This is a genomic window from Streptomyces sindenensis (assembly GCF_014649035.1).
Classification (GTDB): domain Bacteria; phylum Actinomycetota; class Actinomycetes; order Streptomycetales; family Streptomycetaceae; genus Streptomyces; species Streptomyces sindenensis.
Genome location: NZ_BMSG01000043.1, coordinates 1 through 24,808 on the forward strand (window position 1 = coordinate 1; position 24,808 = coordinate 24,808).

At 73.7% G+C, this 24,808-nt stretch carries 23 protein-coding genes; 7 read left to right on the forward strand and 16 right to left on the reverse strand.

Annotated features, from left to right (window positions below; all coding sequences use genetic code 11):
- Positions 1-1,033: heavy metal translocating P-type ATPase (locus tag IE145_RS30355; protein ID WP_189528642.1), on the reverse strand; the 1,033-nt coding region annotated here is incomplete at its 3' end.
- 291 nt (positions 1,034-1,324) lie between these two features.
- On the opposite strand from IE145_RS30355, the gene IE145_RS30360 reads away from it, so the two are divergent.
- Positions 1,325-2,014 carry a copper homeostasis protein CutC gene (locus IE145_RS30360; protein WP_189528643.1) on the forward strand — a complete coding sequence of 230 codons (690 nt, stop codon included), beginning with the start codon at positions 1,325-1,327 and terminating at the stop codon, positions 2,012-2,014.
- Between the two features lie 60 nt (positions 2,015-2,074).
- Here the strand turns inward: IE145_RS30360 and IE145_RS30365 are convergent, their stop codons facing one another.
- A complete protein-coding gene (locus tag IE145_RS30365) occupies positions 2,075-4,168 on the reverse strand; it encodes a HelD family protein (protein ID WP_189528644.1) in 2,094 nt (697 codons plus the stop codon).
- Between the two features lie 402 nt (positions 4,169-4,570).
- On the opposite strand from IE145_RS30365, the gene IE145_RS30370 reads away from it, so the two are divergent.
- Positions 4,571-4,759: a hypothetical protein gene (locus IE145_RS30370; protein ID WP_075264943.1), complete on the forward strand. Its 189-nt coding sequence runs from the start codon at positions 4,571-4,573 to the stop codon at positions 4,757-4,759.
- Between the two features lie 25 nt (positions 4,760-4,784).
- On the opposite strand, the gene IE145_RS30375 is transcribed toward IE145_RS30370, so the two are convergent.
- The 3 genes from IE145_RS30375 to IE145_RS30385 form a co-directional block, all read right to left on the reverse strand.
- Positions 4,785-6,428, reverse strand: coding sequence for a DNA repair helicase XPB (locus IE145_RS30375; protein ID WP_093812443.1), 1,644 nt, complete (start codon positions 6,426-6,428; stop codon positions 4,785-4,787).
- Positions 6,429-6,653: 225 nt separating this feature from the next.
- Entirely contained in the window at positions 6,654-7,406 is a 753-nt protein-coding gene (locus IE145_RS30380; protein WP_189528645.1) for a YqjF family protein, read from the reverse strand.
- A 49-nt stretch (positions 7,407-7,455) separates the two neighbouring features.
- Positions 7,456-9,918: a helicase C-terminal domain-containing protein gene (locus IE145_RS30385; RefSeq protein WP_189528646.1), complete on the reverse strand. Its 2,463-nt coding sequence runs from the start codon at positions 9,916-9,918 to the stop codon at positions 7,456-7,458.
- A 64-nt stretch (positions 9,919-9,982) separates the two neighbouring features.
- On the opposite strand from IE145_RS30385, the gene IE145_RS30390 reads away from it, so the two are divergent.
- The gene (locus tag IE145_RS30390) at positions 9,983-11,332 is read left to right on the forward strand and encodes a hypothetical protein (RefSeq protein ID WP_189528647.1); all 1,350 of its coding nucleotides are present in this window, start codon (positions 9,983-9,985) and stop codon (positions 11,330-11,332) included.
- A 31-nt stretch (positions 11,333-11,363) separates the two neighbouring features.
- Here IE145_RS30390 and IE145_RS30395 read toward each other — a convergent pair whose 3' ends face one another.
- Positions 11,364-11,933, reverse strand: coding sequence for a TetR/AcrR family transcriptional regulator (locus tag IE145_RS30395; RefSeq protein WP_189528677.1), 570 nt, complete (start codon positions 11,931-11,933; stop codon positions 11,364-11,366).
- Positions 11,934-12,097: 164 nt separating this feature from the next.
- On the opposite strand from IE145_RS30395, the gene IE145_RS30400 reads away from it, so the two are divergent.
- Entirely contained in the window at positions 12,098-13,006 is a 909-nt protein-coding gene (locus tag IE145_RS30400) for an alpha/beta hydrolase family protein (RefSeq protein WP_189528648.1), read from the forward strand.
- 24 nt (positions 13,007-13,030) lie between these two features.
- Here the strand turns inward: IE145_RS30400 and IE145_RS30405 are convergent, their stop codons facing one another.
- The 4 genes from IE145_RS30405 to IE145_RS30420 are packed head-to-tail and all read right to left on the reverse strand — an operon-like array spanning position 13,031 to position 17,110.
- On the reverse strand, positions 13,031-14,014 hold the full coding sequence (locus IE145_RS30405; protein WP_189528649.1) for an ABC transporter substrate-binding protein: 984 nt from the start codon (positions 14,012-14,014) through the stop codon (positions 13,031-13,033).
- Positions 14,011-14,943: an ABC transporter ATP-binding protein gene (locus IE145_RS30410; protein WP_189528650.1), complete on the reverse strand. Its 933-nt coding sequence runs from the start codon at positions 14,941-14,943 to the stop codon at positions 14,011-14,013. Before IE145_RS30410 ends, IE145_RS30405 begins: the two co-directional genes overlap by 4 nt.
- Complete coding sequence (locus tag IE145_RS30415; RefSeq protein ID WP_229825964.1) at positions 14,940-16,055, reverse strand: FecCD family ABC transporter permease; 1,116 nt, start codon at positions 16,053-16,055, stop codon at positions 14,940-14,942. The genes IE145_RS30410 and IE145_RS30415 overlap by 4 nt, the downstream gene beginning before the upstream one ends.
- Positions 16,052-17,110 carry a FecCD family ABC transporter permease gene (locus IE145_RS30420; RefSeq protein ID WP_189528651.1) on the reverse strand — a complete coding sequence of 353 codons (1,059 nt, stop codon included), beginning with the start codon at positions 17,108-17,110 and terminating at the stop codon, positions 16,052-16,054. Before IE145_RS30420 ends, IE145_RS30415 begins: the two co-directional genes overlap by 4 nt.
- A 174-nt stretch (positions 17,111-17,284) precedes the next feature.
- Here IE145_RS30420 and IE145_RS30425 point away from each other — a divergent pair, with 174 nt between their 5' ends.
- Positions 17,285-17,932 (forward strand): HAD family hydrolase, encoded by a 648-nt coding sequence (locus IE145_RS30425; RefSeq protein WP_189528652.1) that lies wholly within the window; start codon positions 17,285-17,287, stop codon positions 17,930-17,932.
- A 1-nt stretch (position 17,933) separates the two neighbouring features.
- Here IE145_RS30425 and IE145_RS30430 read toward each other — a convergent pair whose 3' ends face one another.
- On the reverse strand, positions 17,934-18,170 hold the full coding sequence (locus tag IE145_RS30430) for a hypothetical protein (protein ID WP_189528653.1): 237 nt from the start codon (positions 18,168-18,170) through the stop codon (positions 17,934-17,936).
- Positions 18,171-18,347: 177 nt separating this feature from the next.
- Between IE145_RS30430 and IE145_RS33875 the strand changes: the two genes are divergently transcribed.
- Complete coding sequence (locus IE145_RS33875) at positions 18,348-18,731, forward strand: cold-shock protein (protein WP_006126557.1); 384 nt, start codon at positions 18,348-18,350, stop codon at positions 18,729-18,731.
- A 39-nt stretch (positions 18,732-18,770) separates the two neighbouring features.
- Here IE145_RS33875 and IE145_RS30440 read toward each other — a convergent pair whose 3' ends face one another.
- From IE145_RS30440 to IE145_RS30460, 5 genes are all read right to left on the reverse strand, one after another.
- Complete coding sequence (locus IE145_RS30440; RefSeq protein WP_189528654.1) at positions 18,771-19,382, reverse strand: hypothetical protein; 612 nt, start codon at positions 19,380-19,382, stop codon at positions 18,771-18,773.
- Between the two features lie 60 nt (positions 19,383-19,442).
- Positions 19,443-20,357: a 1,4-dihydroxy-6-naphtoate synthase gene (locus IE145_RS30445; RefSeq protein ID WP_229825966.1), complete on the reverse strand. Its 915-nt coding sequence runs from the start codon at positions 20,355-20,357 to the stop codon at positions 19,443-19,445.
- A 6-nt stretch (positions 20,358-20,363) separates the two neighbouring features.
- A complete protein-coding gene (locus IE145_RS30450; protein WP_189528655.1) occupies positions 20,364-21,089 on the reverse strand; it encodes a futalosine hydrolase in 726 nt (241 codons plus the stop codon).
- A gap of 64 nt (positions 21,090-21,153) precedes the next feature.
- A complete protein-coding gene (locus IE145_RS30455) occupies positions 21,154-21,639 on the reverse strand; it encodes a DUF2771 domain-containing protein (protein ID WP_189528656.1) in 486 nt (161 codons plus the stop codon).
- Between the two features lie 27 nt (positions 21,640-21,666).
- Entirely contained in the window at positions 21,667-23,130 is a 1,464-nt protein-coding gene (locus tag IE145_RS30460) for an MFS transporter (protein WP_189528657.1), read from the reverse strand.
- 417 nt (positions 23,131-23,547) lie between these two features.
- On the opposite strand from IE145_RS30460, the gene IE145_RS30465 reads away from it, so the two are divergent.
- Entirely contained in the window at positions 23,548-24,489 is a 942-nt protein-coding gene (locus tag IE145_RS30465) for a DUF3027 domain-containing protein (protein WP_229825967.1), read from the forward strand.
- The last annotated feature ends 319 nt before the right edge of the window (positions 24,490-24,808 follow it).

Genomic DNA, 24,808 nt, shown 5'->3' on the forward strand with positions numbered 1-24,808 from the left:
CGACGACGAGGCGGCCTCCGGCGTTGAGGGTGGCGCCGGTGACGGTGTCGCCGGTGGTGACTTCCACGGGTACGGACTCGCCGGTGAGCATCGAGGCGTCCACGGCGGACGAGCCCTCGACCACGGTCCCGTCCGTCGCGATCTTCTCCCCGGGACGCACGACGAAGCGGTCCCCGACCTGCAATGCGGAGGTCGGGATCGTCGTCTCGGCGCCGTCGCGCAGGACGGTGACCTCCTTCGCCCCCAGCTCCAGCAGAGCCTTCAGCGCCGCCCCGGCCTTCCGCTTCGAGCGTGCCTCGAAGTAGCGCCCGGCGAGGATGAACGCCGTCACCCCGGCCGCGGCCTCCAGATAGATGTTCCCGGCGCCGTCGCTGCGGGCGATGGTGAACTCGAACGGGTGCGTCATCCCGACCATGCCCGCCGTCCCGAAGAACAGCGCCCACACCGACCACAGGAAGGCCGCCGACGTGCCGACGGAGATCAGCGTGTCCATCGTCGCCGCGCCGTGCTTCGCGTTCGTCCACGCGGCCCGGTGGAACGGCCAGGCGGCGTAGGTGACGACCGGTGCGGCCAGCGTCAGGGAGAGCCACTGCCAGTAGTCGAACTGGAGCGCCGGGACCATCGCCATCGCGATCACCGGTACGGCGAGGAGGACGGCGGTGATCAGCCGCTGGCGCAGGGCGGTGAGCCCGTCGTCGTCGGCCGCGCCCTGATCCGCGGCGGCGTCCTCCGGTGGCGGGGCGGCGGATTCGGCGGCGGGCGGTGCGGGCGGCCGCGCGGTGTAGCCGGTGGCCTCGACCGTCGCGATCAGATCGTCGACGGACACGTCGGCGCCCGCGTAGGTGACCTTCGCCTTCTCGGTGGCGTAGTTCACGGTGGCTTCGACGCCGTCCATCCGGTTGAGCTTCTTCTCGATACGGGCCGCGCACGAGGCGCAGGTCATCCCGCCGATCGCGAGCTCGACCGCGGTGGTTCCGGCGTCGGAGCCGGGGCCGGCGTCGGTGGTTGCGGTGGTGGCGGAGTGCGCGGACACGGGGGTCCTCCCTGAAGCCGTCCCAGATACCCCTAGGGGGTATCTCTGTCTTCTCCCATGTATACCCCCCTCCCCTATGAAGTGCAAGGCGTGGCGGGAGGGGTCCGTCACCCGCATGCGGGGCCGGGTCGCGCTCCGCCGTACCTGTGCGTTCAGATAGAGGGCTGCGCCGCCGGTCGGCCACCCGTAGGCTGGTCATTGGACTAGACCTATAGCCGTGTAGGTCGGCAGCCGTGCAGATCGCCGGCTGTGTATCGGACCTGTCGCTGTGTATCGGAGGAATGGGGACCCATGAGCAACCGTGCAGTCCTGGAGGTGATCGCTCTCGACGCGGAGGACGCGGTCGCCGCTCAGGCCGGTGGTGCAGACCGCCTGGAACTGGTCACCGACATGGCCGCCGACGGTCTCACCCCGTCCCGGGAGACCTTCGCGGCGATCAGGTCCGCCGTGGACATCCCGCTGCGCGTGATGCTCAGGACGGCGGACGGATTCGCCGCCGGTGACATCGACGTCCTGGTCGGCCGGGCCCGTGAGCTGCGGGAGGCAGGGGCCGACGAGTTCGTGTTCGGCTTCCTGGATACGGAGGGCCACGCCGATCTCGTCGCCGTCGAGCGGCTCGTCGCCGAGCTGGACGGCTGCCGTTGGACGTTCCACCGGGCGATCGACCGGGCCACGGACCGGGACGCCCTGCGCAAGCAGCTCGCGGACCTGCCGGGCCTCGACACGTTCCTCACGGCGGGCTCCCCGGCCGGGGTGGACGCCGGAATCCCGACCCTCCTGGCCGAGGCGGCCCGGAGCGGCGAGCCGGGATACCAGGCGCGGATCCTGGTCGGCGGCGGCCTCCACCTGCACCACCTGCCCCAGCTGCTGGCGGCACGGATCGACGCGTTCCACATCGGCGGCGCGGCCCGCCCCGCGGGCTGGTCGGCCCCGGTCGACGCGGCGGCGGTACGGGAGTGGCGGAAGGTGCTGGACGGCTGAGGCGCGACGGGGGGCGAGGGCGGGACTCAGGGACCGGAGAACCCCGCCCCCCCCACGGGCTCACGCCGCCAGCGCCTCCGGCAACGGAGCCGCGTGCAGCACGGTCAGCCCCGACACCGCACGGGTCAGCGCCACGTACAGCCGCCGCAACCCGGTCCGCTCGTCCGGCTCGCCGTCCACCACGGCCCCCGGCTCGTCCAGCACCACGTAGTCGTACTCCAGGCCCTTCGCCAGCGACGCGGGCACCAGCGTCAGCCGGGACGCGGCGGTGGTCTCCTCACCGGGCGACAGATACGCGTGCCCCGCCGCCTCCAGCGCCGCACCCAGCACCGGGATGCGGGCGTCGGCGGCGATCAGCCCGATCGACCCCTCGTGGCGCAGCGACTCCTCGCAGGCGGCGACGACGGCCGCGTCCAGCTCGTCCGCCGACGCCACCTCCCGTACGGCCAACGACCCCGGAGACTCCCGCACCGACTCCACCGCGGCCAGCCCCGGCGAGATCGCGGGCAGCAGCCGGGAGGCGTACGCGATGACCTCGCGCGGCACGCGGAAACCGGCCGTCAGCTCCTCCACCACCGCGTCCGCCTTGCCCAGGTGGAACAGCGCCTCGCTCCAGCTCTCCGTGGACCACGGCGTCGTCCCCTGCGCGAGGTCGCCGAGGACGGTGGCCGAACCGGTCGAGCAGCGCCGCCCCACCGCCCGGTACTGCATGGGGGACAGGTCCTGCGCCTCGTCGAGCACGACATGGCCGAGCGAGTGCGTACGGGCGACCAGGTCGCCGGCCTCGTCGATCAGCACGGCGTCGGCGGCCGACCACTTCGCGGACTTCACACTGCGGGCGGGCTTCGCCCACAGCAGCCGCTTCTGCTCCTCCTCGCTCAGCAGCCCCTCCGCGTGCGCGGCCAGGAACTCCGCGTCGGACAGCAGCCGCAGCACGACCTTCGCCGGGTCCACGGCGGGCCAGACGGCCTTGACGGCCGCCTTCACGGCGGGGTTGCGGGCCACCGCGTTCTGCACCCGGTCGTCGGGGGCCTCCCCGGCCTCCTCCATCCGTACGAGGACGGCGTGGGCGATCCGCTGCGGCAGCGCCTCGTGCGCGGCCCCGTACCGCATGTCGCGGGAGAGCAGCTCGTCGACCATCTCCTGGATCTCGTACGCGGGCACGCGCCAGCGCCGGGAGCCGCGCACCACGACGACCGGCTCGACGGGAGCGGTCACATGCGAGCGGATGGCCCGCCGCAGCACCTCGGCCATGCGGGCGTCGCCCTTGACGACGGCGGTGGCCGCCTCGTCCTCGCCCCGGACCTCGACGCCGGTGCGCACCAGGTCGTCGACGGTGGCCTGCTTCACCTCCAGCTCGCCGAGGGCGGGCAGCACCTGCTCGATGTAGTGGAGGAAGGAACGGTTCGGCCCGATGACGAGGGTGCCGGTGCGGGCGAGCCGCTCGCGGTGCGCGTACAGCAGGTACGCCACCCGGTGCAGGCCCACGGCGGTCTTCCCGGTGCCCGGCCCGCCCTGCACGCAGACGGTGCCGCCGAGCCTGCTGCGGACGATCTCGTCCTGCTCGGGCTGGATGGTGGCGACGATGTCGCGCATCGGGCCGACGCGGGGCCGCTCGATCTCCGCCTGGAGGAGCCGGCTGGTGTGCTCGGCCTCCGCCGGGTCGGTGAGGTGCTCGTCCTCGTACGCGGTCAGCTCGCCGCCGGTGTAGCCGAAGCGGCGGCGCAGCCCCACGTCCTGGGGGTTCGTGCGGGACGCCTGGTAGTACGGCTGGGAGACCGGCGCACGCCAGTCGATGACCATGGGGTCCCCGGCGGCGTCGTGGACGTGCCGGCGGCCGATGTAGAACCGCTCGCCGTCCGCGCCCTCGGCCAGCTCGCCGCCGACGGCGTGCAGATAGTCGAGGCGGCCGAAGAACAGCGGGGTGTGCGAGAGATCGGCGAGCGCCTTGATGCGGTCGTCGATCTGGGACTGGAGCACCGCGGCGTTGACCCAGTTCGCGGTGACGTCGCGGATGTCGAGGGCCTGGACGTCCTCGCGCATCCCGCGCAGTGCGGCGCGGGATGCGGCGAGATGGGCGCGCTCGTGCGCCAGGGGGTCGGTGGTGCCCGTGGGATCGGGGGTGGAATCGCTCTCTGCTACGTGCGCGGGCACGGTGTTGCCTCCGGCTCTTCAACGCAGGACGGCGGACCGCGCGCCGACGCCGGCCGGGGCCGGGCGGGGCGGTCCGCTCGGAAGGTTGGTTCGCGTGGGTGCCGTCCGGTTTCCGTCCGGCCGGCGGCGCTCCCCCGGCTGCCGGCAGCGAAGGGCCGGTACCACGGTGCGGGAGGCGGGCAGACCGGCGATTGTAGCCACAGGGCGGCGGACGGGCGAAACGAATTACGGGGCTCCGCCGCGCAGCGGACCGTACGCGGGCTCCACCCGGGGGAGTGCGTCCAAGGGATACCCGTAGGGGATGCCGGGCCCCGGCATGGCACCGCAGACCTACCCGCCCGCTCACCGGCTTCCGTCTGCGGGCCGACGCGCCCGAACGGGTGACGGGAGCACCATGGATACATGAGCACAGCGACCCTGAACCCACGCACGACCGGCCCCGCGCACGGCGCGACCGCGGTGACCGGCGACCACCGACCCCACCGCGTCGGCGACGCGCTGCGCGCCGTGAAGGTCTTCGTGACGACGGCGTTCGGCGTCGTCGTCCTGGGGGAGTACGCGGAAGAGGCGGGCGTACGGCGGGCCCGCTGAGGCCCCGCCGTATCCCTCCTGTTCCTCAGCTCTCCGCGAGCAGCTCGTCCGCGTCGACGATCCGGTACGCGTACCCCTGCTCGGCCAGGAAGCGCTGGCGGTGCGCCGCGAAGTCCTGGTCGATGGTGTCGCGGGCGACGACCGAGTAGAACCGGGCCTCGTGCCCGTCGGCCTTCGGCCGCAGGACGCGGCCGAGACGCTGGGCCTCCTCCTGGCGGGACCCGAAGGTGCCGGAGACCTGGATGGCGACGGTCGCTTCCGGCAGGTCGATGGAGAAGTTGGCGACCTTGGAGACGACGAGGACGCTGATCTCCCCGTTCCGGAACGCGTCGAAGAGCTTCTCGCGCTGGGCGTTGCTGGTCTCGCCCTTGATGACGGGCGCGTCCAGGTGTTCCCCCAGCTCATCGAGCTGGTCGATGTACTGCCCGATGACGAGGGTCTGCTCGCCCCGGTGCTTGCGCACCAGTGCCTCGGTCACCTTCCGCTTGGTGGCGGTGGTGGCGCAGAACCGGTACTTCTCCTCCGTCTCGGCGGTCGCGTAGGCGAGCCGCTCGGAGTCGGTGAGGTTGACGCGGACCTCGACGCAGTCGGCGGGCGCGATGTAGCCCTGCGCCTCGATCTCCTTCCAGGGCGCGTCGAACCGCTTGGGCCCGATGAGCGAGAACACGTCGGACTCCCGCCCGTCCTCCCGCACGAGGGTCGCGGTCAGCCCGAGCCGCCGCCGGGCCTGGAGATCGGCGGTGAACTTGAAGACGGGGGCGGGCAGCAGATGCACCTCGTCGTAGACGACCAGCCCCCAGTCGCGGGAGTCGAAGAGCTCCAGATGCGGGTAGACGCCCTTCCGCCGGGTGGTCAGCACCTGGTAGGTGGCGATGGTGACCGGCCGGATCTCCTTCTTCGTACCGCTGTACTCGCCGATCTCGTCCTCGGTGAGCGAGGTCCGCTTCACCAGCTCGTGCTTCCACTGCCGGGCGGAGACGGTGTTGGTGACGAGGATGAGCGTGGTGGCCTTCGCCTCGGCCATGGCACCGGCGCCGACGAGAGTCTTGCCCGCCCCGCACGGCAGCACGACCACCCCCGACCCACCGTGCCAGAACCCCTCGACGGCCTGCTTCTGGTACGGCCGCAGCGCCCAGCCGTCCTCGGCCAGCTCGATCGGGTGGGCTTCGCCGTCGACGTAACCGGCGAGGTCCTCGGCGGGCCATCCGAGCTTGAGCAGCGTCTGCTTGACCTGCCCGCGCTCGGAGGGGTGCACGGCCACGGTGTCCGGGTCGATCCGGGCGCCGACCAGCGGCTGGACCTTCTTCGACCGGAGGATCTCCTCCAGCACGGGCCGGTCGGTGGTGGTGAGGACGAGCCCGTGCACGGGGTGCTTGGACAGGGTGAGCCGCCCGTACCGCGCCATCGTCTCGGCGATGTCGACCAGGAGCGCGTGCGGCACGGGATACCGGGAGTACTCGACGAGCGCGTCGACGACCTGCTCGGCGTCGTGCCCGGCGGCGCGGGCGTTCCACAGCCCGAGCGGGGTGACCCGGTAGGTGTGGATGTGCTCGGGCGCACGCTCCAGCTCCGCGAACGGCGCGATGGCACGACGGCAGGCCTCGGCCAGGTCGTGGTCGACTTCGAGGAGCAGCGTCTTGTCGCTCTGGACGATGAGGGGTCCGGTCACGCGCTTCGGCCCTTTCTGCGGGGTACGGCCACGGCTGCGGCCAAACGTCCAGTGTGCCGCATCCGGCGGCGGGACGGGATGGGCCGATGTGCCGGGGCTCGGCTCTCCAGGATCCGCCGCACCGGGGAGTGTGCTGCCCCCGGTGTTCGCCCACCGGGCGATCGGGCGGCCCCGGTGGATGGGTGGCTGATACAAAGAGGTGCGTGCCGGCAGGGCGCCGGGGCCTCAGGCCCCGCGCCGCTGCGGCCCGAACCGCACCGGAACACCCGGGGAGTACAGCACGCTCAGCGGCCCCCCGACGGGCGCGGGCAGCCCGCCCGCCGCGATCAGATCCTCGTCGCACTCCAGCAGCTCCGCCCGGTGGAGCGGCCACCGGGGGTGGACGTTGGGGAGGTAGGCGGTCCGCCCGAGGAGCGAGGTGTGCAGGGCCCAACGGGCGGTCAGGAAGTGCTCCAGCGGGGTGGGCTCGGCGATCGCGTCACCGGGCCGGAGCACGATCCTGCTCCGTGCCCCGCGCGGACCGGGCCACCGGCGCCCGCTCGTGTACGTGACGGTGTCGCCGGACCGCTCGATGGCCATGCGGGACCACACGTAAGGCAACCGGACCGCGGCCCGCGCCACGATGACCGGGATGAGCCGGGAGGCGTCCAGGGAGCGGAAGACGACGGCGCGCCGCCCGCGTCCGTCGACGGAGTAGAGCCGGACATTGGTCTCGGGAAAGGTCCCCAGGTACGGAATCCCCGGCAGCCCGAGCACCCCCACCCGGTACATCCGGAACGCCACCAGCCCCACGTACGTCGTCGCCCCGTCGAAGGTGTCGGGCACCGTCCCCGGCGGCAGCAGCGGCGCCACGTCCGCCGGGTCGGCCGCCCAGTGCAGGAACGCCAGATCCCGCCAGGACTGCGTGAGCAGCGGAGGCATGGGCGCACCGGGCGGGTGCGGCGACACCGGTTCGGGGAGCCGGTCAGTGAAGGACATGCCCGCAGCATCGCAGACGGACCCGCCTGCCGACGGGGTGCGGCCGCCGCTACCCCTCCCCCTCCTCCGCCAGTTCCGCCACCCCCGTGATCCGGTGCAGCGGGTAGGTGCGGACCTCGTCGGCCGTGTGGTCGTAGGCCGTGACGAAGCCGCCCTCCACGCGGACCGGGGCGATCACGCGTTGGCTGGCGGCGCCGTCCGCGTTGACGTAGCCGATCCAGACCGTGGAGCCCGTCATCGCGGCCGCCTGGACCGTGGCCAGGGTCTCGGCGGGGGTGGTGCGGGGGAGGGTGCCGGAGGGGGCGGACCCCGTGGTGCCCTCCACCGGTTCCTTGCGGGCCACCGTGGCGGCCGTGTCGCCGGCCCGGATGGCCCGGACCGCCGCGCCCAGCAGGGTGTCGTCCGGGGTCGGCGGGCCCTCGGGGACGGGGGCGGGGGGCGTGCGGGGCGGGGTGCGGCGGGCGCCGGCGCGGGTGATCAGGACGTCGCCCTCGGCGGATTCGGCGGCCGGTGCGCAGCCCATGTCGCGCAGGGCTTCCAGGAGGGAGCCCGGGTCGGACTGGGCGGCCAGGACCGTGGGGGCCAGGCGGCGCAGGCGCAGGCCCGCGGAGCGGCGGTCGGCCAGGATCTCGTTGAGGACCGCCTCGTCGTCGCAGCGTACGTACGCCGACGCCGCCCCGATCCGCAGGTGCCCGTGGCGGCGGGCCACGTCGTCGATGAGATAGCTCAGCGGCTGCGGCACCGGCGTACGGCTGTGCGCGGCCAGGAACGCGTGCAGGTCGGCCGCCGCCTGCCCGGCGTCCAGGGCGCGGCGGACCGAGCCGGGTGTGAAGCGGTACACCGTCGCCCCGCCCTTCGACTCCACGTCGGCCAGGACGGAGAGCATGTCCGCCAGCGGGCGTTCCAGCGGGCCCGGGGCCACCGCCGTCAGGTCCGCCTGGAGCAGGACGTGGTCCAGGGGTTCGGGGAGGAGGGGTGCCAGGCGGGCGGCCGCCGCCTCCTCGCCCTCCTCCAGCAGCGCGCGGGCCTGTGCCGCCAGCGCTCCCCGGCCCGTGATGCCCAGCAACTCCGCCTCGTTGAGGGTCCAGAGCGCCAGGCGGGAGCGGAGATCCGTGCCCTCCGTCGTCGGTGCCGAACCGCGCAACGGGCGTTCCCAGCGCAGCCGTCGCAGCAGCGCCTCGGCCTCCGGCGCGGTGCCCGGAGGGAGTTCGGCGAACAGGGCCAGCACCCGGCGGCGTACCTCGGGGGCGGCCGAGCGGTCCAGCTCCGGGCCGAGCGCGGACAGGGCCCGCCCCTTGGCGTCCTGGCCGCCCACCAGGCCGGGGGTCCGGGTGGCGGCGAGCCAGGCGGTGGCCAGATGCGTCCAGCGGTTCTCGGCGGACAGGTCGAGCCACTCGTCGGACGCGGGCGTCGGAGCGTACCGCTCGTCGGTCTCCCCGTCGGAAGCCAGCAGCCCCGCCCCGTAGGCCAGTTCGATCCAGAACGCGGCGATCGGCTCGGTCACGTCCAGCGCCGTCGCGGCGCGCTTCAGCTCCCGTACGCTCAGGCCGCCCGCGCGCAGGATCGTCGGGCCGCCGCCGTCCCAGAGCTTCAGCAGCTCCTCGACCGTGGACAGCGCCATGAGCGCCTGGCCCGCCGCCGCCCTGTCCACAGCCTGTGGATCCCGTTCGGCCGCCGCCGCGACGGCCGGGGGGACCGGTTCCGGCACCCGGTGCGCGCGCCCGGCCCGCAGGTGGAGCGCCGCCTCGCGCGGAAGGACCACCGTCCGCGTGGACACCGGCAGCAACAGGCCCCGGTCGCGCAGCCACTTCACGGGAGGCGTGGGGTTGGGCGTGACCTCCCCGTACGGCGGCCCCCACACCAGCCGGTCCAGCACCGACAGCGCCTCCACCGGGGCCGTGTCCAGCAGGTCCGCCATCCGCGTCCGGTCCGTGAACAGCGCGGACAGCGCGGCCACCGCCGAGACCGGATCGTGCGTCGCGGGCAGGCCGGTCGCCGCCAGGATCTCCTGGAGGCGGCCCGGCGACATGCCCGCCGTCGCCTCCGCGACCGTGGGCCCCAGGCCCGTGGGGGAGGGGTGCTGCGGCGACGGGGCGAGCAGTTCGCGGGCGGTGCGCACCAGCCGCAGCCGGTCGTCCTCGCCCCAGACCAGAGCCTGTTCACGCAGCGTCGCCACTGCGCCCGGCAGCGCGGCGGTGATCGCCGCGCCCACATCGTCGCGCTGCTCGCCGTCGTCGAGACCGTCGCCGGTGAGCAGCGAGAGCAGCGTGTCGTACGGGGCCGGGTCCGGGGCCACCGCCAGCGCCTCGGCGGTCTGGAGCGCGAACCGGTCCAGGTGTTCCAGCGCCCGGACGACGGACGCCCGCGTGCCGGCCCGCGTGGCGAGCTGGGTGATGTCGTTCGGCACCGGGTTGAGGAGGTCGGGGCGGGCACGCAGCAGCCCGGCCAGCGATTCGTCGCCCCGGGCGCGCAGGGCTTCGGCGAGCGTGCGCGGTGGTGTGGTCGTCCCCATCCGTCCCACGGTAGCCGCTGGAACGCTACCGTCGGGGCAGGGCCGGGTAGAGGGGACGCACCGCGTGGGGATCGAGAGCGACCAGCTCGTGTACGACTACCTGAGCCGGGTCGGTGACCTGGCTCAGCAGCAACAGCTCCCGTCGGGCGCGCGGATGCGGCTCGTCTCGACGCTGCGGGGCGAGATCGACCGCCGCCGCAGCACGGAGGGCGCGGACTCCCCGGCGGCCGTGCGCCGCATCATCGGCAGGCTCGGCAGCCCCGACGAACTGGTCGCCGCGGCGGCGAGGTCCGGCGACGGCACGGTCCCGCTGCCATCCGCCCGGACCGGGCCGGGCAGCGGCGAACCGTCGCGGCGCGGGCTGCCCCGGCCCCGGAGCGGGCTGCTGCGCAAGGAGCCGCGGGAAGCCGGTCGAGCCGGCCCCCGCGAGGACGAGGGGCGGCAGGCCGCGGGCCCCCGGAAGCAGAAGCCGAAAGCCGGATTCGGGTGGGGCGCGTCGCGCCGTGATCGCGACGCCGGGGACGTACCGGAGGGGCGAACAGGCGCCGCCGACGGGGCTGCTGCCGCCGTGCCCCGTCCCGGGCCCGCCCCCGACGACGCACCCGCCTTCGACGACGACGCCCCTGCTCTCGACGACGCCCCGGGCCCCGACGACGTCCCGGGCCCCGGCGACGTCCCGGGCCCCGACGACGCCCCTGCCCGCGCCTGGCCCGATCCGTCCGCCCCGCACATGCTCGGCCAGGGCCAGGGGGGAGGAGCGGACGACGCGACCGACTGGTGGCGCCTGGAGCCCGGGCCCTTCGACGAGGGGACCGCCGTCCCCGGGTTCTTCGGCGGCATCGAGGCCCCGGAACTGCTCGGCAGGCGGCCGAGTCCCGTCGAGAGGGACGAGAAGGACCCGGAGGAGGAGAAGAGCGGCCCGCAGGGCGCGGGCGGTGCCGACGGGAAGGCCGACGACGCCGGGGAGGACGAGAGCACCGCCGCCCGCCGCCGCGCCCTGCGCCTGGTGAAGCTCCGCCGCCGCAAGCCCGCCCCCGTCGTCGCCGAGCCCGCGGTCGCCGCTCCCGGCCCTCGCGGTGGCTTCGCCCACCCGCTGCTGCTCCTGGCCGCCGTCCTGCTCATCGCCGGTGTGGTCACCGGTTCCTGGCTGCCGCTGGCGGGCGGCTGGCTCATCGCGTACAGCTCGCGCACCCTCTCCCGTACGGAGGCGAAGTGGGCGGCGCTCGGCCTCCCGGGCGTGGTGGCGGCCGGAGCCCTCGTGTGGGTGTGGGGGCGGATGGAGGGGCGCTGGGGCGAACCGATCCGCGAGGGCGCGATGCGGGACGTCCTGCTGGAGACCTGGCCGGTGGTCGTCCGGGTCGCCGCCGTCGCCTCCGCGCTCTACCTGGTGTGGCGGGCGCGGAGGCGGGCGTGACCGGTGTCGGAGCGGGCCCGGGGGCCCCTCCTCATGCCGTGCGGCGGACGCCGGCGAGGAGGGCGGCGACCATCCGCCGGGCGTCCGCCCGGTCGTAGTCCGGGCCGGTGATGCACAGGTTCCCGATGGCCCGCATCAGCGTGTACGCGCGGACGTCGGGGTCGGTCTCGTCGGCCGCGGTGCAGGCGTCGAGCAGCGTCGCGCAGGCCGGGACCAGCGTGTCGAGCATCAGGGCGTGCAGGTTCTCCAGCCCCGGGTCGCCGGAGCCCAGGGCGGCGCCGAGGCCGTGCTTGGTGACCAGGAACTCCACGAACGCGTCCGCCCAGCGGGTCAGGGCGGTGAACGGGGACGCCGATTCCGCCAGCAGCCGGGGCGCGAGCGCGCCGCACGTGTCGATCTGGTGCCGGTAGACCGCGGTGACCAGGTCCGCCCGGGTCGGGAAGTGGCGGTAGATCGTTCCGACGCCGACACCGGCGCGTTCGGCGATGTCGCGGATCGGCGCCTGGACGCCCTGGTCCACGAAGACCGCGGCCGCGGCCGCCACCACGGCCTCGCGGGTGCGCTGTGCGCGGGCCTGGCGTACTCCGAGCGATGCCGGCACGGGGCGGTCCTCCTGCACGAGTCCTCCTTCACGAGTCCGACTGCACGTTCACGAGTCCGGCTTCACGGACCCTTCCTTGTTCGCGGAACATTGTTCCGCTATTTTGGCGGAACAGCGTTCCGCGAAAGTGGCGGCGCGCCCTCCGCGAGAAAGTGTGGCTTCCCATGTCTGCTCAGCACCCGGACCGGCCGATCGTCGCGGTCAAGCCGATCACCGTTCCCGCCCCCGGCCGGGGCACGGACCTCCAGGTGAAGGTCACCGCCCCGCTGACCGGCCGGGACCTCCCCGTCATCGTGTTCTCGCACGGCAACGCGTGGTCCATGGACGGGTACGGACCCCTCGTCGACCGGTGGGCCGCCGCCGGGTTCGTCGTCGTACAGCCCACCCACCTGGACTCCCGCCGCAACGGCATCGGGTGGGACGACCCGCGCTTCGCCACGATCTGGCGCGTCCGGATATCCGACCTCCACGCCGTTCTGGACGGCCTGGGCGGCATCCTCGCCCTGGTGTCCGGCCTGGCGGACCGCGCCGACCTGGACCGGGTCGCGGTCGTCGGCCACTCCTGGGGCGCCCAGACCGCCGGCACGCTGCTCGGCGCCCGGGTGCTCGACGCCGACGGGGTGCCGGGGGAGGACTTCACGCACCCCGCGGTCTCGGCCGGCGCCCTGATCGCCGCGACCGGCACGGGCGAATCCCTCACCCCCTTCGCGGTCGAGCACCTTCCGTTCATGCGGCCCGACTACACCACGATGATCACGCCGGCCCTGGTCGTGGCGGGCGGCCGGGACCGGTCCCAGCTCTCCACCCGGGGGCCGGAGTGGTTCACCGACGCCTACCGGATCGGCCCGTCCCCGAAGAGCCTGCTGGTCATCGACGAGGGCGAGCACACCCTGGGCGGCCTCGCCGGGGAGAAGGTCGCGGAGACCACCGACGAGGACCCCGCCCGCGTCGCCCTCGTCGCCGACGCCGTCTCCGCCTACCTCCTCGACGCCCTCGGGATCGACGGCTCGGCGTGGGCGGCCTTCGAGAAGGCCGCCGCGGACGGTGCCGGCTGGGACGTCACCGGCAAGTGAGCCCGCCGGGGGCGTCCCACGCCCTCACTTGGTCAGGCTCTTGTGGAGTTCGCCGAGGATCTTGTCGGCCGCGGTGTAGCCGATGCCCTGGATCCACAGCTGGTCGTCGACCGCGAAGACCCTGCCGTTCTTCACCGCGTCCATGTTCTTCCACAGGCCGCTGCCGGTGGTCTGCGTCTCCTTGGCCTTCTTCGGGTCGCCGTACGTCGAGTGGAAGATCACACCCGTGTCCGCCAGGTCGATCTTCTCGGGGCTGACGTCGTAGGAGAAACCGTCCTTGGCCTTGTCGGTGATCGCGGGGCGGCCCAGCCCCACGTCGGCCAGGATGGTGGCGATGTAGTTCTTCCTGCCGTAGATGCGGATGTCCGCGCCCTCGACGAAGCGGACCACGTTGACCTCGGTCGCGGCGATCTTCTCCTTGCCGCCGAGCGCCTTCGTCACGTCCGCCACATGGTCCGTGTAGCCGTCCACGACCATCTTCGCCTCGGCCTCCTTGCCGAGAGCCTCCGCGTGGACCTGGAAGTTCTCCTTCCAGGGGTAGCCGGTGTTCTCCGTCATCACGGTCGGCGCGATCCTGGACAGCTCGGCGTACTTGTCGCCGTGCCGGATCTTGCTGGTGAGGATGAGGTCGGGCTTCAGGCCGGCGATGGCCTCCAGGTTCGGGGTCATCATCTGCCCGACGTCCTTGATGCCCGCGACCTGGTCCTTCGGCAGGTAGTTCAGGAAGCCCGACGCCACGTCCGCGTGGGTCGCGCCGACCGGCTTCACGCCGAGGGTGAGGGCCGAATCCAGTTCGGCGGTGTCCAGGACGACCACCCGCTGGGGCTCCTTCTTCACCTTCACGTCGCCCATCGCCGTCTTCACCGTCCGGGTGGCGTCGGAGGCGGGAGCGGAGTCGGAACCGGAGCCGGAGTCGCCGGACGAGCCGCAGGCGGCCAGGGACAGCGCGGCGACGGTCGTGAGGGACACGGCGGCCAGGGCGCGGGGGCGGAAGCTGCGCGGGGTCATGGTCGGAGGGCCTTTCCGGGAGTCGGAGCGGAGGCAGAGGCGGGATCGGAAGCAGCGGAGGAAGCGGAAGCGGAAGGGGAAGCCGGAGCGGGGGACGCGGGGGTCCAGGGGGCGCCCGGGACGACGAGCGGCGAGCCCGTCACCGGGTCCGGGACGATCACCGCCTCCAGCCCGAAGACCTCGGCGACGAGCTCGGCCGTCACGATGTCCCCGGGCGCGCCCTCCGCCACGATCCGGCCCTCCTTCATGGCGACCAGACGGTCCGCGTACCGGGCGGCCTGGTTGAGGTCGTGCAGCACGGTGACGACCGTGCGGCCCCGGGTGCCGTCCTCGGCAGGGGACGCCAACTGGCGTACCAGGTCCAGGACTTCCACCTGGTGCGCGATGTCCAGATACGTCGTCGGCTCGTCGAGCAGCAGCAGGTCCGTGTCCTGGGCCAGCGCCATCGCGATCCACACCCGCTGGCGCTGACCGCCCGACAGCTCGTCCACCGACCGGTCGGCCAGCGCCGTCACGTCCGTACGGGACATGGCGTCGGCGACCGCCCGCTCGTCCTCGTCCGACCACTGCTGCCACCAGCTCTGGTGCGGCTGGCGGCCCCGCGCGACGAGGTCGGAGACGGTGATCGCCTCGGGCGCCACCGGGGTCTGCGGGAGCAGTCCGATGGACCTGGCGATCTGCTTCGTCGGTATCCGCGCCAGCTCCGTGCCGTCCAGCAGGACCGCCCCGCCGCGCGGCCTCAGCAGCCGGCCGAGCGCCCGCAGGGTGGTGGACTTGCCGCAGGCGTTCGGGCCGACGATGACGGTGACCTGCCCGTCGGGCACGGCGAGGTCCAGATCGTGGACGACGGTGCGGTCCTCGTAGGCGAGTGTCAGGGAGCGCGCGGTCAGGCGGGACCCCGGCTGCGCTGCGTCGGTCGTCGGGCTCATGCGGTGCCTCCACTGCGGCCACGGTGACCGCGGATGATCAGCCAGATCAGATACGGGGCGCCGACCGCCGCCGTGAGGACGCCCACGGGCAGTTCGGTGGGCGAGAACAGCTTGCGGGCCAGCAGATCGCCGAGGACGACGATCACCGCGCCCAGCAGCGCCGAGGACAGCAGGGGGATCTGCGCGGTCCGGGTCATCCGGCGGGCGATCTGCGGGGCGAGCAGCGCCACGAAGTCCACCGGGCCCGCCGTGCCCGTCGCCACGGACGCCAGGACCACGCCGAGGGCGACGAGTCCGAGCCGTACGCGCCCCAGGCGTACGCCCAGGCCGGTCGCGGTGTCGTCGTCCATCGTGACGGTGCGCTGGGCGCGGGCCGCCCAGGCGATGGCGGGCAGCAGGACCAGCAGGGTCCAGCCGATCGGGGCGGTCTCCGACCAGCCCCGCCCGTTCAGCGAACCGGTCATCCAGATCTGCGCCTGCTGGGCGACGAGGTAGTCGCCCTTGGTCAGGAACAGCGTGGTCACCGACCGCAGGGCGACGGCGAAGCCGATGCCGATGAGGACGAAGCGGGTGGCGTGCAGGCCGCCGCGCCAGGCGAAGACGTAGACGAGCGCCGCTGCCGCGATGCCGCCGAGGACGGAGAGGTAGGGCAGGACGGTGTACGAGGTGATGCCGAAGGTCATCGCACCGACCGTGAGCGCGCTCGCGCCCTGGCTGATGCCGATGATGTCGGGGCTGGCCAGCGGGTTGCGTGCGACCGTCTGGATCAGCGCCCCGGCGACCCCGAACGCGACGCCGACCAGCAGCCCGACGACCATGCGCGGCAGCCGCAGCGTGCCCACGACCAACTCGGCCGATGACGGCTGCCCCAGGATCACCTTCACGACCTCGCCGGGCGCGACGAAGCTCTCCCCGACGCAGAGGTACGCGACGCAGACGGCGGCCAGCAGCACGACGAGACCGGCCGCGACGACGGACGCCCGCCGGTGCAGCAGGAACCGGCCACGGGGCCCGGCCTTCACGACGGAGTACCCGGCGGGCCGGACCCGTACGCCCTGCACGGCCACCGGCGACCCGCTCGTCCCGCTCGTCCCTTCGGTCCGGCTGGTCATGCCGGCACCGCCTTCCGGCGTACGAGGGCGACCAGGAACGGCACCCCGATCAGCGCCGTCATCACGCCCGCCGGGACCTCGCTCGGCGGGAACACGATCCGGCCGACGACGTCCGAGACGAGCAGCATCACGGGTCCGATCAGCGCCGCCATCGGCAGCACCCAGCGGTGGTCGTTGCCGACGACCGCGCGGGCGATGTGCGGGACGGCGAGTCCGATGAACGCGATCGGCCCGGCGGCGGCGACGCCGACCCCGGTCAGCACGGTCGCCCCGATGCCGCCGACGATTCGGACCGCCGCGACGTTCTGCCCGAGCCCTTTCGCCACGTCCTCGCCGAGGGCGAGCGCGTCCAGGCCGCGGGCGACGGCGAGCACGAGCACCGTCCCGACCACGAGGAACGGCCACACCTGCTGGACGACGTCCGCCTCCCGGCCGGCGACCGAGCCGACCTGCCAGAAGCGGAACTCGTCCAGCGCGGACGCCTTCGTGGTGAGGATCCCCATCGTCACCGACACCAGCAGCGCGTTGATCGCGGCCCCGCCGAGCGCGAGCTTCACGGGCGTCGCGCCACCGCGGCCCCTGGACGCGATGGCGTACACGGCGACCGAGGCCAGGGCCGCGCCCCCGAAGGCGAACCACACGTACCCGGTGAGCGTGTGGACCCCCGCGAACGCGATGGCCATCACCACGGCCACCGACGCGCCCTGGCTGATGCCGAGGATGCCGGGGTCGGCGATGGGGTTACGGGTGATGCCCTGGAGCACCGTGCCCGCGAGGGCCAGCGCCGCGCCGACCATCAGCCCGATGAGCGTGCGCGGTATGCGCATGGTGCGGATCACCTCGGCGGCGTCCGAGTGCCCGCCGTGGAGCAGGGCGTCGACCACCTCGCCCGGCGGGATGGAGCGCGCGCCCACGGCGAGGCTCAGCAGGACGGCCAGCAGCAGGGCGACGACGGCGGCGGCCGTCGCGGTCGCGCGTCGGGAGAGGCGGGGCGCACGGGGTGCGCGGGGCACACCGGGTGGCGCGGCGGCCCGCACGGGCGCTGACGCTGACATGGGAACCAATCGGGACGGACGCGGAAGGCGAGCGAGTGGGACGGGCCGGACCGGACCGGGCCGGCCCGAGCCGGGTGGGATCGGGTCGGTCCGGTAAGGCTTGGCTAAGTGCGCGCTTCAGTCTAGGCGGCGCGATTTCGCCGCCGACGGGGGCCGGTCGGCAGAATGGCGGACATGGCTTCCACGGTTCAGTACCCCGCCCACCAGCCCCTGACGGTCGGCTTCGACCTCGACATGACGCTCATCGACTCCCGCCCCGGCATCGCCGCCGCCTACCGGGTCCTGGTCGCCAAGACGGGGGTGCCCATCGACATCGACCTGGTGGTGAGCCGCCTCGGGCCGCCGCTGGAGGCGGAGCTGGCCAACTGGTTCCCGGCGGCCGAGGTGCCCGCCGCCGCCGACCTCTACCGGGCGGCCTACCCCGACCACGCGATAGCCCCGAGCACGGCGCTCGCCGGGGCACGGGAGTCGGTGGCGGCGGTGCGGGCGCTCGGCGGCCGGGCGATCGTCGTCACGGCGAAGAACGAGCCGCACGCGAAGCTGCACCTGTCGTACCTCGGGATCGAGCCGGACACGGTGATCGGCTCGCTGTGGGCGGAGGCCAAGGGCGAGGCCCTGCGCGATCAGGGCGCGCGGGTGTACGTCGGCGACCACACCGGCGATGTGCGCGGAGCGCGGGTGGCCCGCGCGCTGTCGGTCGCGGTGACGACGGGCCCGTGCGACGCGGCGGAGCTGCGGACGGCGGGCGCAGACGTGGTGCTGGAGGACCTGACGGGCTTCCCGGCCTGGCTGGCGGCCTTCGCCGAGGAACAGGCGGCGTGAGCTAGAGCTCGGCGGACCGCTTCGGCGAGTTCACCCACGCCGATCGGACCACGCCCGCCCCGGCGATCAGGAACCCGACGCCCATCAGCATGCAGACGCCGTACGCGATCGGCGGGAACGGGTCCGTACCGAGGAACAGGGGGGCGACGGTGACCAGGGTGGCCAGTGCGCCGACGAAAAAGACGATCGCGCCGACCTGAACGAGCCGGTCGCCTGCGCCTGAAGGAGTAGTACTCACGCGACCAGGGTAGTTCCCAGCCCGGAGGAACTCTCCGGCGACGTCTTGTCACCGGCCGTAGGGCCATTAGCCTGGGACCGGGCGGGTCACGGTGACCCGCTGTATTGCTATCCGATGCTTTTCGGAGCCGTTTTCCGGCTCTCCCGCACACCGACGAGTACGAGGACGAGGACAGACGTGCCCACCGGCAAGGTCAAGTGGTTCAACAGTGAGAAGGGCTTCGGCTTTCTCTCCCGCGACGACGGCGGCGACGTCTTCGTCCACTCGTCGGTACTCCCTGCCGGAGTCGACGCACTCAAGCCCGGCCAGCGCGTGGAATTCGGCGTGGTCGCGGGCCAGCGCGGCGACCAGGCCCTCTCCGTGGTGGTCCTCGACCCCACCCCGTCCGTCGCGGCCGCACAGCGCCGCAAGCCGGACGAGCTGGCGTCGATCGTGCAGGATCTGACGACGGTCCTGGAGAACATCACGCCGCAGCTGGAGCGGGGCCGCTATCCCGACAAGGCCGCCGGAGCGAAGATCGCGGGCCTGCTGAGGGCGGTCGCCGACCAGCTCGACGTGTAGGCACGCGACGCGCGGATCCGGGACAGGCCCGGCGATCGGTCAGGCCTGGCTCTCGGCGAGGAGCCGGGTCGACCGGCCCAGGGCCGCGCGCACCGCGCCGCCCCTGGTCAGCGGTGCGCGGTCGACCCCGGCGAAGAGCGTGACGAGCGCGATGTCGGCGGCCACGGCCTGGCCCGTCGACCGCACCACCAGCTTCCGGCCGCCGCCGAGCCCCGACTGCTTCGCCGTGAGCGAGACCCCGGCGTCCTCGTCGTCGGCCCGGCGGGTCAGCACGAACCGCTTCCGGCTCACCGCCCGCAGCCGGTAGTGGTCGCCGCCGTACCGGAAGTGCAGGGCGCGGGCCCGGAGCGTCAGGCCGAAGCGGTTGCGCCGCAGGTGCACCGGGGCGTCGCCGACCCGGAGCGTCGCACCGTTGAGCGTCGGCAGATCGGTGGCCTCGGTGTGGATGCCGCGGGTCTCGAACACCGCCGTGGGTATCGAGGGGCCGCGCACCTCCGAGACCACGCTGCCCGGGGTGTGCTTGAGGGGCAGCGGGGCGGTGAGGACGACCTCGCCGAACTCCGGCACCGTGCCCCGGAGGCCGGAGCGCCGCTCGTGGGTGCGGCCTTCCTTCCAGAACTCCAGGGTGAACGGGCCGATCGCGGTGTGCACAGGGGGTTCCTTCGGTCGCTTGCCGCTTGCCGCTGCCGCTCGCCGTCGTCGGCCGTTCCCTCAGGGAAACGCCAGCGCGTCCGGCCCCAGCGGCGGGACCAGTCCCTCCGCCGCCGCGCGGGTGAGGAGGCCGCGGACCGCCGCGTAGCCGTCCTCACCGAGGTCGGCGGTGAACTCGTTCACGTACAGCCCGATGTGCTGGTCCGCGACGGCCGGGTCCATCTCCTGGGCGTGTTCCAGGACGTACGGGCGGGAGACCTCCGGGTGGTCCCAGGCGAGGCGGACCGAGCTGCGGGCGGCGTCGGCCAGGCGGCGCAGGGTGTCCTCGCCGAGGGAGCGTTTGGCGATGATCGCGCCGAGGGGGATCGGGAGGCCGGTGGTGTCCTCCCAGTGCCGGCCCAGGTCGGCCAGGTTGTGGAGCCCGAAGTTCCGGTACGTGAAGCGGGCCTCGTGGATGACCAGGCCGGCGTCCACCTTGCCGTCCCGTACGGCGGGCATGATCTCGTCGAACGGCATCACGACGACCTCGCCGACGCCGTCCGGGACCATCTCCGCCGCCCAGAGCCGGAACAGCAGGTACGCCGTCGAGCGCTCGCTCGGCACGGCGACGGTCCGGCCGGTCAGGTCGAGGCCCAGCTCCTTGCCGAGGACCAGCGGACCGCAGCCCCGGCCCAGCGCTCCGCCGCACGGCAGCAGCGCGTACTCGTCCAGGACCCAGGGCAGCACCGCGTACGACACCTTCAGGACGTCCAGCTCGCCGCGTTCGGCCATGCCGTTGGTGATGTCGATGTCGGCGAAGGTCACGTCCAGCGCGGGCGCGCCGGGGACCCGGCCGTGCGCCCAGGCGTCGAAGACGAAGGTGTCGTTGGGGCAGGGCGAGTACGCGATCCGGATCGCGTCCCCGGCCGGGGAGCCACTGGCCGCGGTGCCAGTGCCGGTGCCGGTGCCGGTGCCGGTTTCGGTTTCGTTCGTCATGCCGGTTCAACCTTCCGGGTTCTCGTGGCTGTTCCAGCCCTCCAGTACGGGTGCCGCCGCCCCGAACGCGTCCGTGAGCGCGGCCAGCGCGTCGCCGATGCGCCAGGCGTCCCGGTCCCGGGGGCCGACGGCGTTCGAGACGGCCCGCACCTCCAGTACGGGCACGCCGGCCCGGGCGGCGGCCTCCGCGACCCCGAAGCCCTCCATCGCCTCGGCCAGCGCCCCCGGGTGCGCGGCGAGCAGGGCGCCGGCGCGTTCGGCGGTGCCGGTCACGGTGGAGACGGTGAGCACGGGGCCGGTGGCCGCGCCGGTGGCGGCCGCCACCTTCCGTACCAGCACGGGCGGCGGGGCGAAGCGGTCCCGGCCGAAGCCGAGCGCCGTGACCGGCAGGAAGCCGTCGGCGGTCTCCGCGCCCAGGTCGGCGGCGACGATGCCGTCCGCCACGACCAGTGAGCCGAGCGGGGTCACGGGGGTGAACGCCCCGCCGATCCCGGCCGAGACGACCAGCCCGTACGGAGCGGCCGCCGAGGCCCCCGACGCCAGGGCGAAGGCGGTGGCCGCCGCAGCGGCGGCCGGGCCCGCACCGCCCGCCAGGACGTCGAACGCACCGCGGCGGTGCAGTTCGGCCCCCGGCAGGGGCACGCGCTCCGCAGAGCCCCCGGAAGCGTCCCCGAACGCACGCGTGACCGCGTCCCGTTCCACCGGGACCGCGGTCACGACGAGCACACGCACGGATGTCAGCCTCAAAGTCGAGGACGGGGAGCAGAGGGGAAGAGGTGATCCCGGGGCGCCGGGGTCAGTCCTTGTTCTTGTTCTCGAACCGGAACTGCCAGATGCCCGTGAGCTTCTTGCCCTTGGTCTCCACGATGGAGACGTTCGTCTCCTCGGCGGTCTGGCCCGTCTGGCTGGCGAGGAACGCGTTGCCGGGGATCGTCCGGTACGTGTTCTTGTACGGCTCCTGCTCGGCCTGCTGGCCGTTGATGAAGAGCGTCCAGCCGTTCTCGGCGATCTCGGGGTCGACGCCGAAGCGGACCTTGTCGTCCATGGAGATCTTGACGACCTTGCCCGACTTCTTGTTCAGGCAGCCCTGGATCAGCGATTCCTTGATCGCATCGCCGTCGTTGTAGCAGGTGGCCTCGGTGTTCACCGAGTCGCTGCCGACCGTCACGGTCGCGAGCGGCGTCGGCTTGTCGCAGGCGGACAGGACAAGGAGTCCCGCGGACACGGCACCAAGAGCGACGCCGATTCGACGGCCCTTACCGGAGAAGAACGCAACGGTCATGGGGCGAAGGCTATCGGTCGCCTCCGCTCACGCCACGCGGGGGTGCGGCGTGCCGCGCCGTGCGGCCCCCAGGAGGCCCCGTACGGAGGTGGCCGCCCCGAGCGCCAGGATGCCCGCGGCGACCGACATGCCGAGCACCGCGTTGAGCGGCAGGGCGATGCCGATTCCGCCGCCGACCACCCAGGCCATCTGGAGCAACGTCTCCGACCGGGCGAACGCCGAGGTGCGGACTTCCTCGGGCACGTCCCGCTGGATCATCGCGTCGAGCGACAGCTTGGACAGGGCCTGGGTGAAGCCCGCGACCGCGCCGAGGGCCGCCACCAGAACGGTGGAGAAGAACACGGCGGCCAGGACCGCCACGCTCAGCGCGAGCCCCAGCACCGTGGCGATGATCACCTCGGGGCCGCGCGCCCGGAGCCAGGAGCCCACCGCCGTACCGCAGGCGTTGCCGACCCCGGCCGCCACGCCGACGATGCCGAGCGAGACCGCCGCGCTCTGCCCCGCCAGCGGGTGCTCGCGCAGCAGGAACGCCAGGAAGAAGATGAGGAAGCCGGAGAGGGCCCGGTGCGCGGCGTTGGCCTGGAGGCCGTGCAGGACGGACCCGCCGACGGACCGCAGACCCGGCGGCCGCTCCTTGGCCGGTCTCTCCCCGTCGCCGGCCCTGCCGCGGCCTCTGAGCAGCCCGGCCCGGGTGCTGCCCGTCCGACCGGACGCCCTGCCGGGGGCGGGCCGCGCGGGGATCTCGTCGTGGTGCGGGTCGACCAGCCGCGCCCGGCGCTCGCCCTTCGCGGAGTCGACCTTGTGCGGCAGGGTGAAGGCGAGGAAGGTCCCCGCCACGAAGATCGCGCAGGCCCCGTAGAGCGGCCAGGCGGAACCGATGGTCTGGAGCCCGGCCCCGATCGGGGCCGCGATCCCGGTGGCCAGCAGCCCGGCCAGGGTGACCCGGGAGTTGGCCTTCACCAGGGAGAAATTCGGTGGCAGGAGGCGTGGCACGACCGCGCTGCGCACCACGCCGTACGCCTTCGACGAGACCAGGACGCCCAGTGCGGCCGGATACAGCTCCAGACCGCCGGTGGCGACCGCGCCCGACATGGTGAGCGCCAGCAGCGCACGGGCCAGCATCGCGCCCGCCATCGCGGCCCGGCGGCCGTGCGGCAGACGGTCCAGCAGCGGGCCGATCACCGGGGCGAGGAGGGTGAAGGGGGCCATGGTGATGGCGAGGTAGAGGGCGACGCGCCCGCGCGCCTCGTCGGTCGGCACGGAGAAGAAGACGGTGGAGGCGAGAGCGACGGTGATCATGACGTCGCCCGCGCCGTTCACGGCGTGCAGCTCGATCAGCTTGCCGAGGCCGGATTCCCCGGCGCCGTGGGCGTGTGTCGCCTTGCGGATGGAGCGCGCCGTGCCGGTGAACGGGGCGCGCAGGGCACGGCCCGTCGCCCGTCCCGCCCTGCGGAACGGGCCGGGACCGTCGTGCGACCTGGCGGCAGTCACCCCGTCATAGTGCCCCAACCCCGGCCGGTATGAACGGTGATCGGCCGGGGACTCGCGCGGGGCGCCGAGGTTGACGCCTGTCGGGCGAGCAGGGCCGGCCGTGCCGTACGGGGGCGGGGGCCGGTCGCCGGGCGCCGGCCGCGGGGAACGGATCCGGCACGTTTGGGACGGGCAGGTGGGCGCAGAGCGGCGGAGAGGGTAGCGTGCGTAACGCGCCACCGGCGGTTGTTCTTGGCCGCGCGCCTCTCGGCGATCCCGCAGAATGGGTGGCAGAAGGCGCGCCCGAGGCAGGCACAACGGGTGTGGACGTCGACGCGGCCCCCAGGTCCGCTCCGCCCGCACCTGTCTGGCCGAAACGGCAATCGTGCAGCAGCTGGCGCGCTCGTGAGACTGGCGTATGGAGAGAAGCGAAGACCTGTGAGTGCTGCGACGACCACGCGAAGCCGTGCGACCCGTACGACCCGTACCCCCGTTCCCGACCGCCTGTGCGCCGAGGCGGTCGACCTCGCTCGCTCGGCCGCCGAGGAGGCCGCCGCGCCCGGAGTGGTCGGTGAGCACGTCGGCGTGGTCTCCGAGGGGGACCGGGTCGTCACGCACTACTTCGAGGCCAAGGAGCCCGGCTACCGGGGCTGGCGCTGGGCGGTGACGGTGGCGCGGGCCTCCCGCGCGAAGAACGTCACCCTGGACGAAACGGTGCTGCTGCCCGGGGCGGACGCGCTCCTGGCCCCCGAGTGGGTGCCGTGGAGCGAGCGGCTGCGCCCCGGCGACATGGGCCCCGGGGACCTGCTGCCCACCGAGGCGGAGGACCTGCGCCTGGAGCCGGGCTGGACCGGCGAGGACGAGCCGCCGCCGAACTCGATCGTCTCCGAGGAGCTGGCGGAGCTCGTCGACGCGGAGGACGCCGAGCTGACGGACCGGCCGGTGGCCGCGACCAGCCGGGGTTCCATCGCCGCGGTGGCGGAGGAGCTGGGCACGCGCCGGGCGCGGGTGCTGTCGCGGTACGGGCTGCACGAGGCGGCCGACCGCTGGGACGAGGCGTTCGGCCCGAAGACGCCGATGGCCCAGGCGGCTCCGGCGACGTGTGTCAGCTGTGCGTTCCTGATCCCGATGGCGGGCTCGCTGAAGCAGGCCTTCGGGGTGTGCGCGAACGAGTTCGGCCCGGCGGACGGTCATGTGGTGTCGCTGGCGTACGGGTGCGGTGGGCACTCGGAGGCCGCGGTGATGCCGAAGCCGGTGCGGCCGGCGGATCATGCGCTGGACACGATGCGGGTGGACGCGTACGCGTTGCGGCCGGAGCGGGGCGAGGGGTCGGTGCCGGCCGAGGCGGACGGCGCGTCGGAGGACCTGGGGCACTCCTGACGCTCCTGCCCGCACCCCCCAGCCCGTCCGGCGATTGAGGACGGAACCGTCGACGTGGTGTCGGGTGCCACCGCAGGGTCCTGCGCACCAGGCACCTGTTCAGTGACCCCCGCCCCGGCCAAGGGTTCCGTCCTCAAACGCCGGACGGGCTGGAATGGCGGCCCCCCGGACCACCGCAAGGGTTCCGTCCTCAAACGCCGGACGGGCTGGAACGGATCGTCGGACGGGCCGGAACCGGTCGCCGGACGGGCCGAAGGGGCGGCCGGACGGGAGCGCGGGGCGGCGCGCGCGGTACCTTCGGGCGCACACTGGGCCGCAC

Excerpts from the sequence above, each read along its gene's own strand:
- IE145_RS30360 (WP_189528643.1), top strand. The coding sequence starts at position 1,325 with ATGAGCAACCGTGCAGTCCTGGAGGTGATCGCTCTCGACGCGGAGGAC.
- IE145_RS30370 (WP_075264943.1), top strand. The coding sequence starts at position 4,571 with ATGAGCACAGCGACCCTGAACCCACGCACGACCGGCCCCGCGCACGGC.
- IE145_RS30380 (WP_189528645.1), bottom strand. The coding sequence starts at position 7,406 with ATGTCCTTCACTGACCGGCTCCCCGAACCGGTGTCGCCGCACCCGCCC.
- IE145_RS30385 (WP_189528646.1), bottom strand. The coding sequence starts at position 9,918 with ATGGGGACGACCACACCACCGCGCACGCTCGCCGAAGCCCTGCGCGCC.
- IE145_RS30400 (WP_189528648.1), top strand. The coding sequence starts at position 12,098 with ATGTCTGCTCAGCACCCGGACCGGCCGATCGTCGCGGTCAAGCCGATC.
- IE145_RS30405 (WP_189528649.1), bottom strand. The coding sequence starts at position 14,014 with ATGACCCCGCGCAGCTTCCGCCCCCGCGCCCTGGCCGCCGTGTCCCTC.
- IE145_RS30410 (WP_189528650.1), bottom strand. The coding sequence starts at position 14,943 with ATGAGCCCGACGACCGACGCAGCGCAGCCGGGGTCCCGCCTGACCGCG.
- IE145_RS30415 (WP_229825964.1), bottom strand. The coding sequence starts at position 16,055 with ATGACCAGCCGGACCGAAGGGACGAGCGGGACGAGCGGGTCGCCGGTG.
- IE145_RS30420 (WP_189528651.1), bottom strand. The coding sequence starts at position 17,110 with ATGTCAGCGTCAGCGCCCGTGCGGGCCGCCGCGCCACCCGGTGTGCCC.
- IE145_RS30425 (WP_189528652.1), top strand. The coding sequence starts at position 17,285 with ATGGCTTCCACGGTTCAGTACCCCGCCCACCAGCCCCTGACGGTCGGC.
- IE145_RS30445 (WP_229825966.1), bottom strand. The coding sequence starts at position 20,357 with ATGACGAACGAAACCGAAACCGGCACCGGCACCGGCACCGGCACTGGC.
- IE145_RS30455 (WP_189528656.1), bottom strand. The coding sequence starts at position 21,639 with ATGACCGTTGCGTTCTTCTCCGGTAAGGGCCGTCGAATCGGCGTCGCT.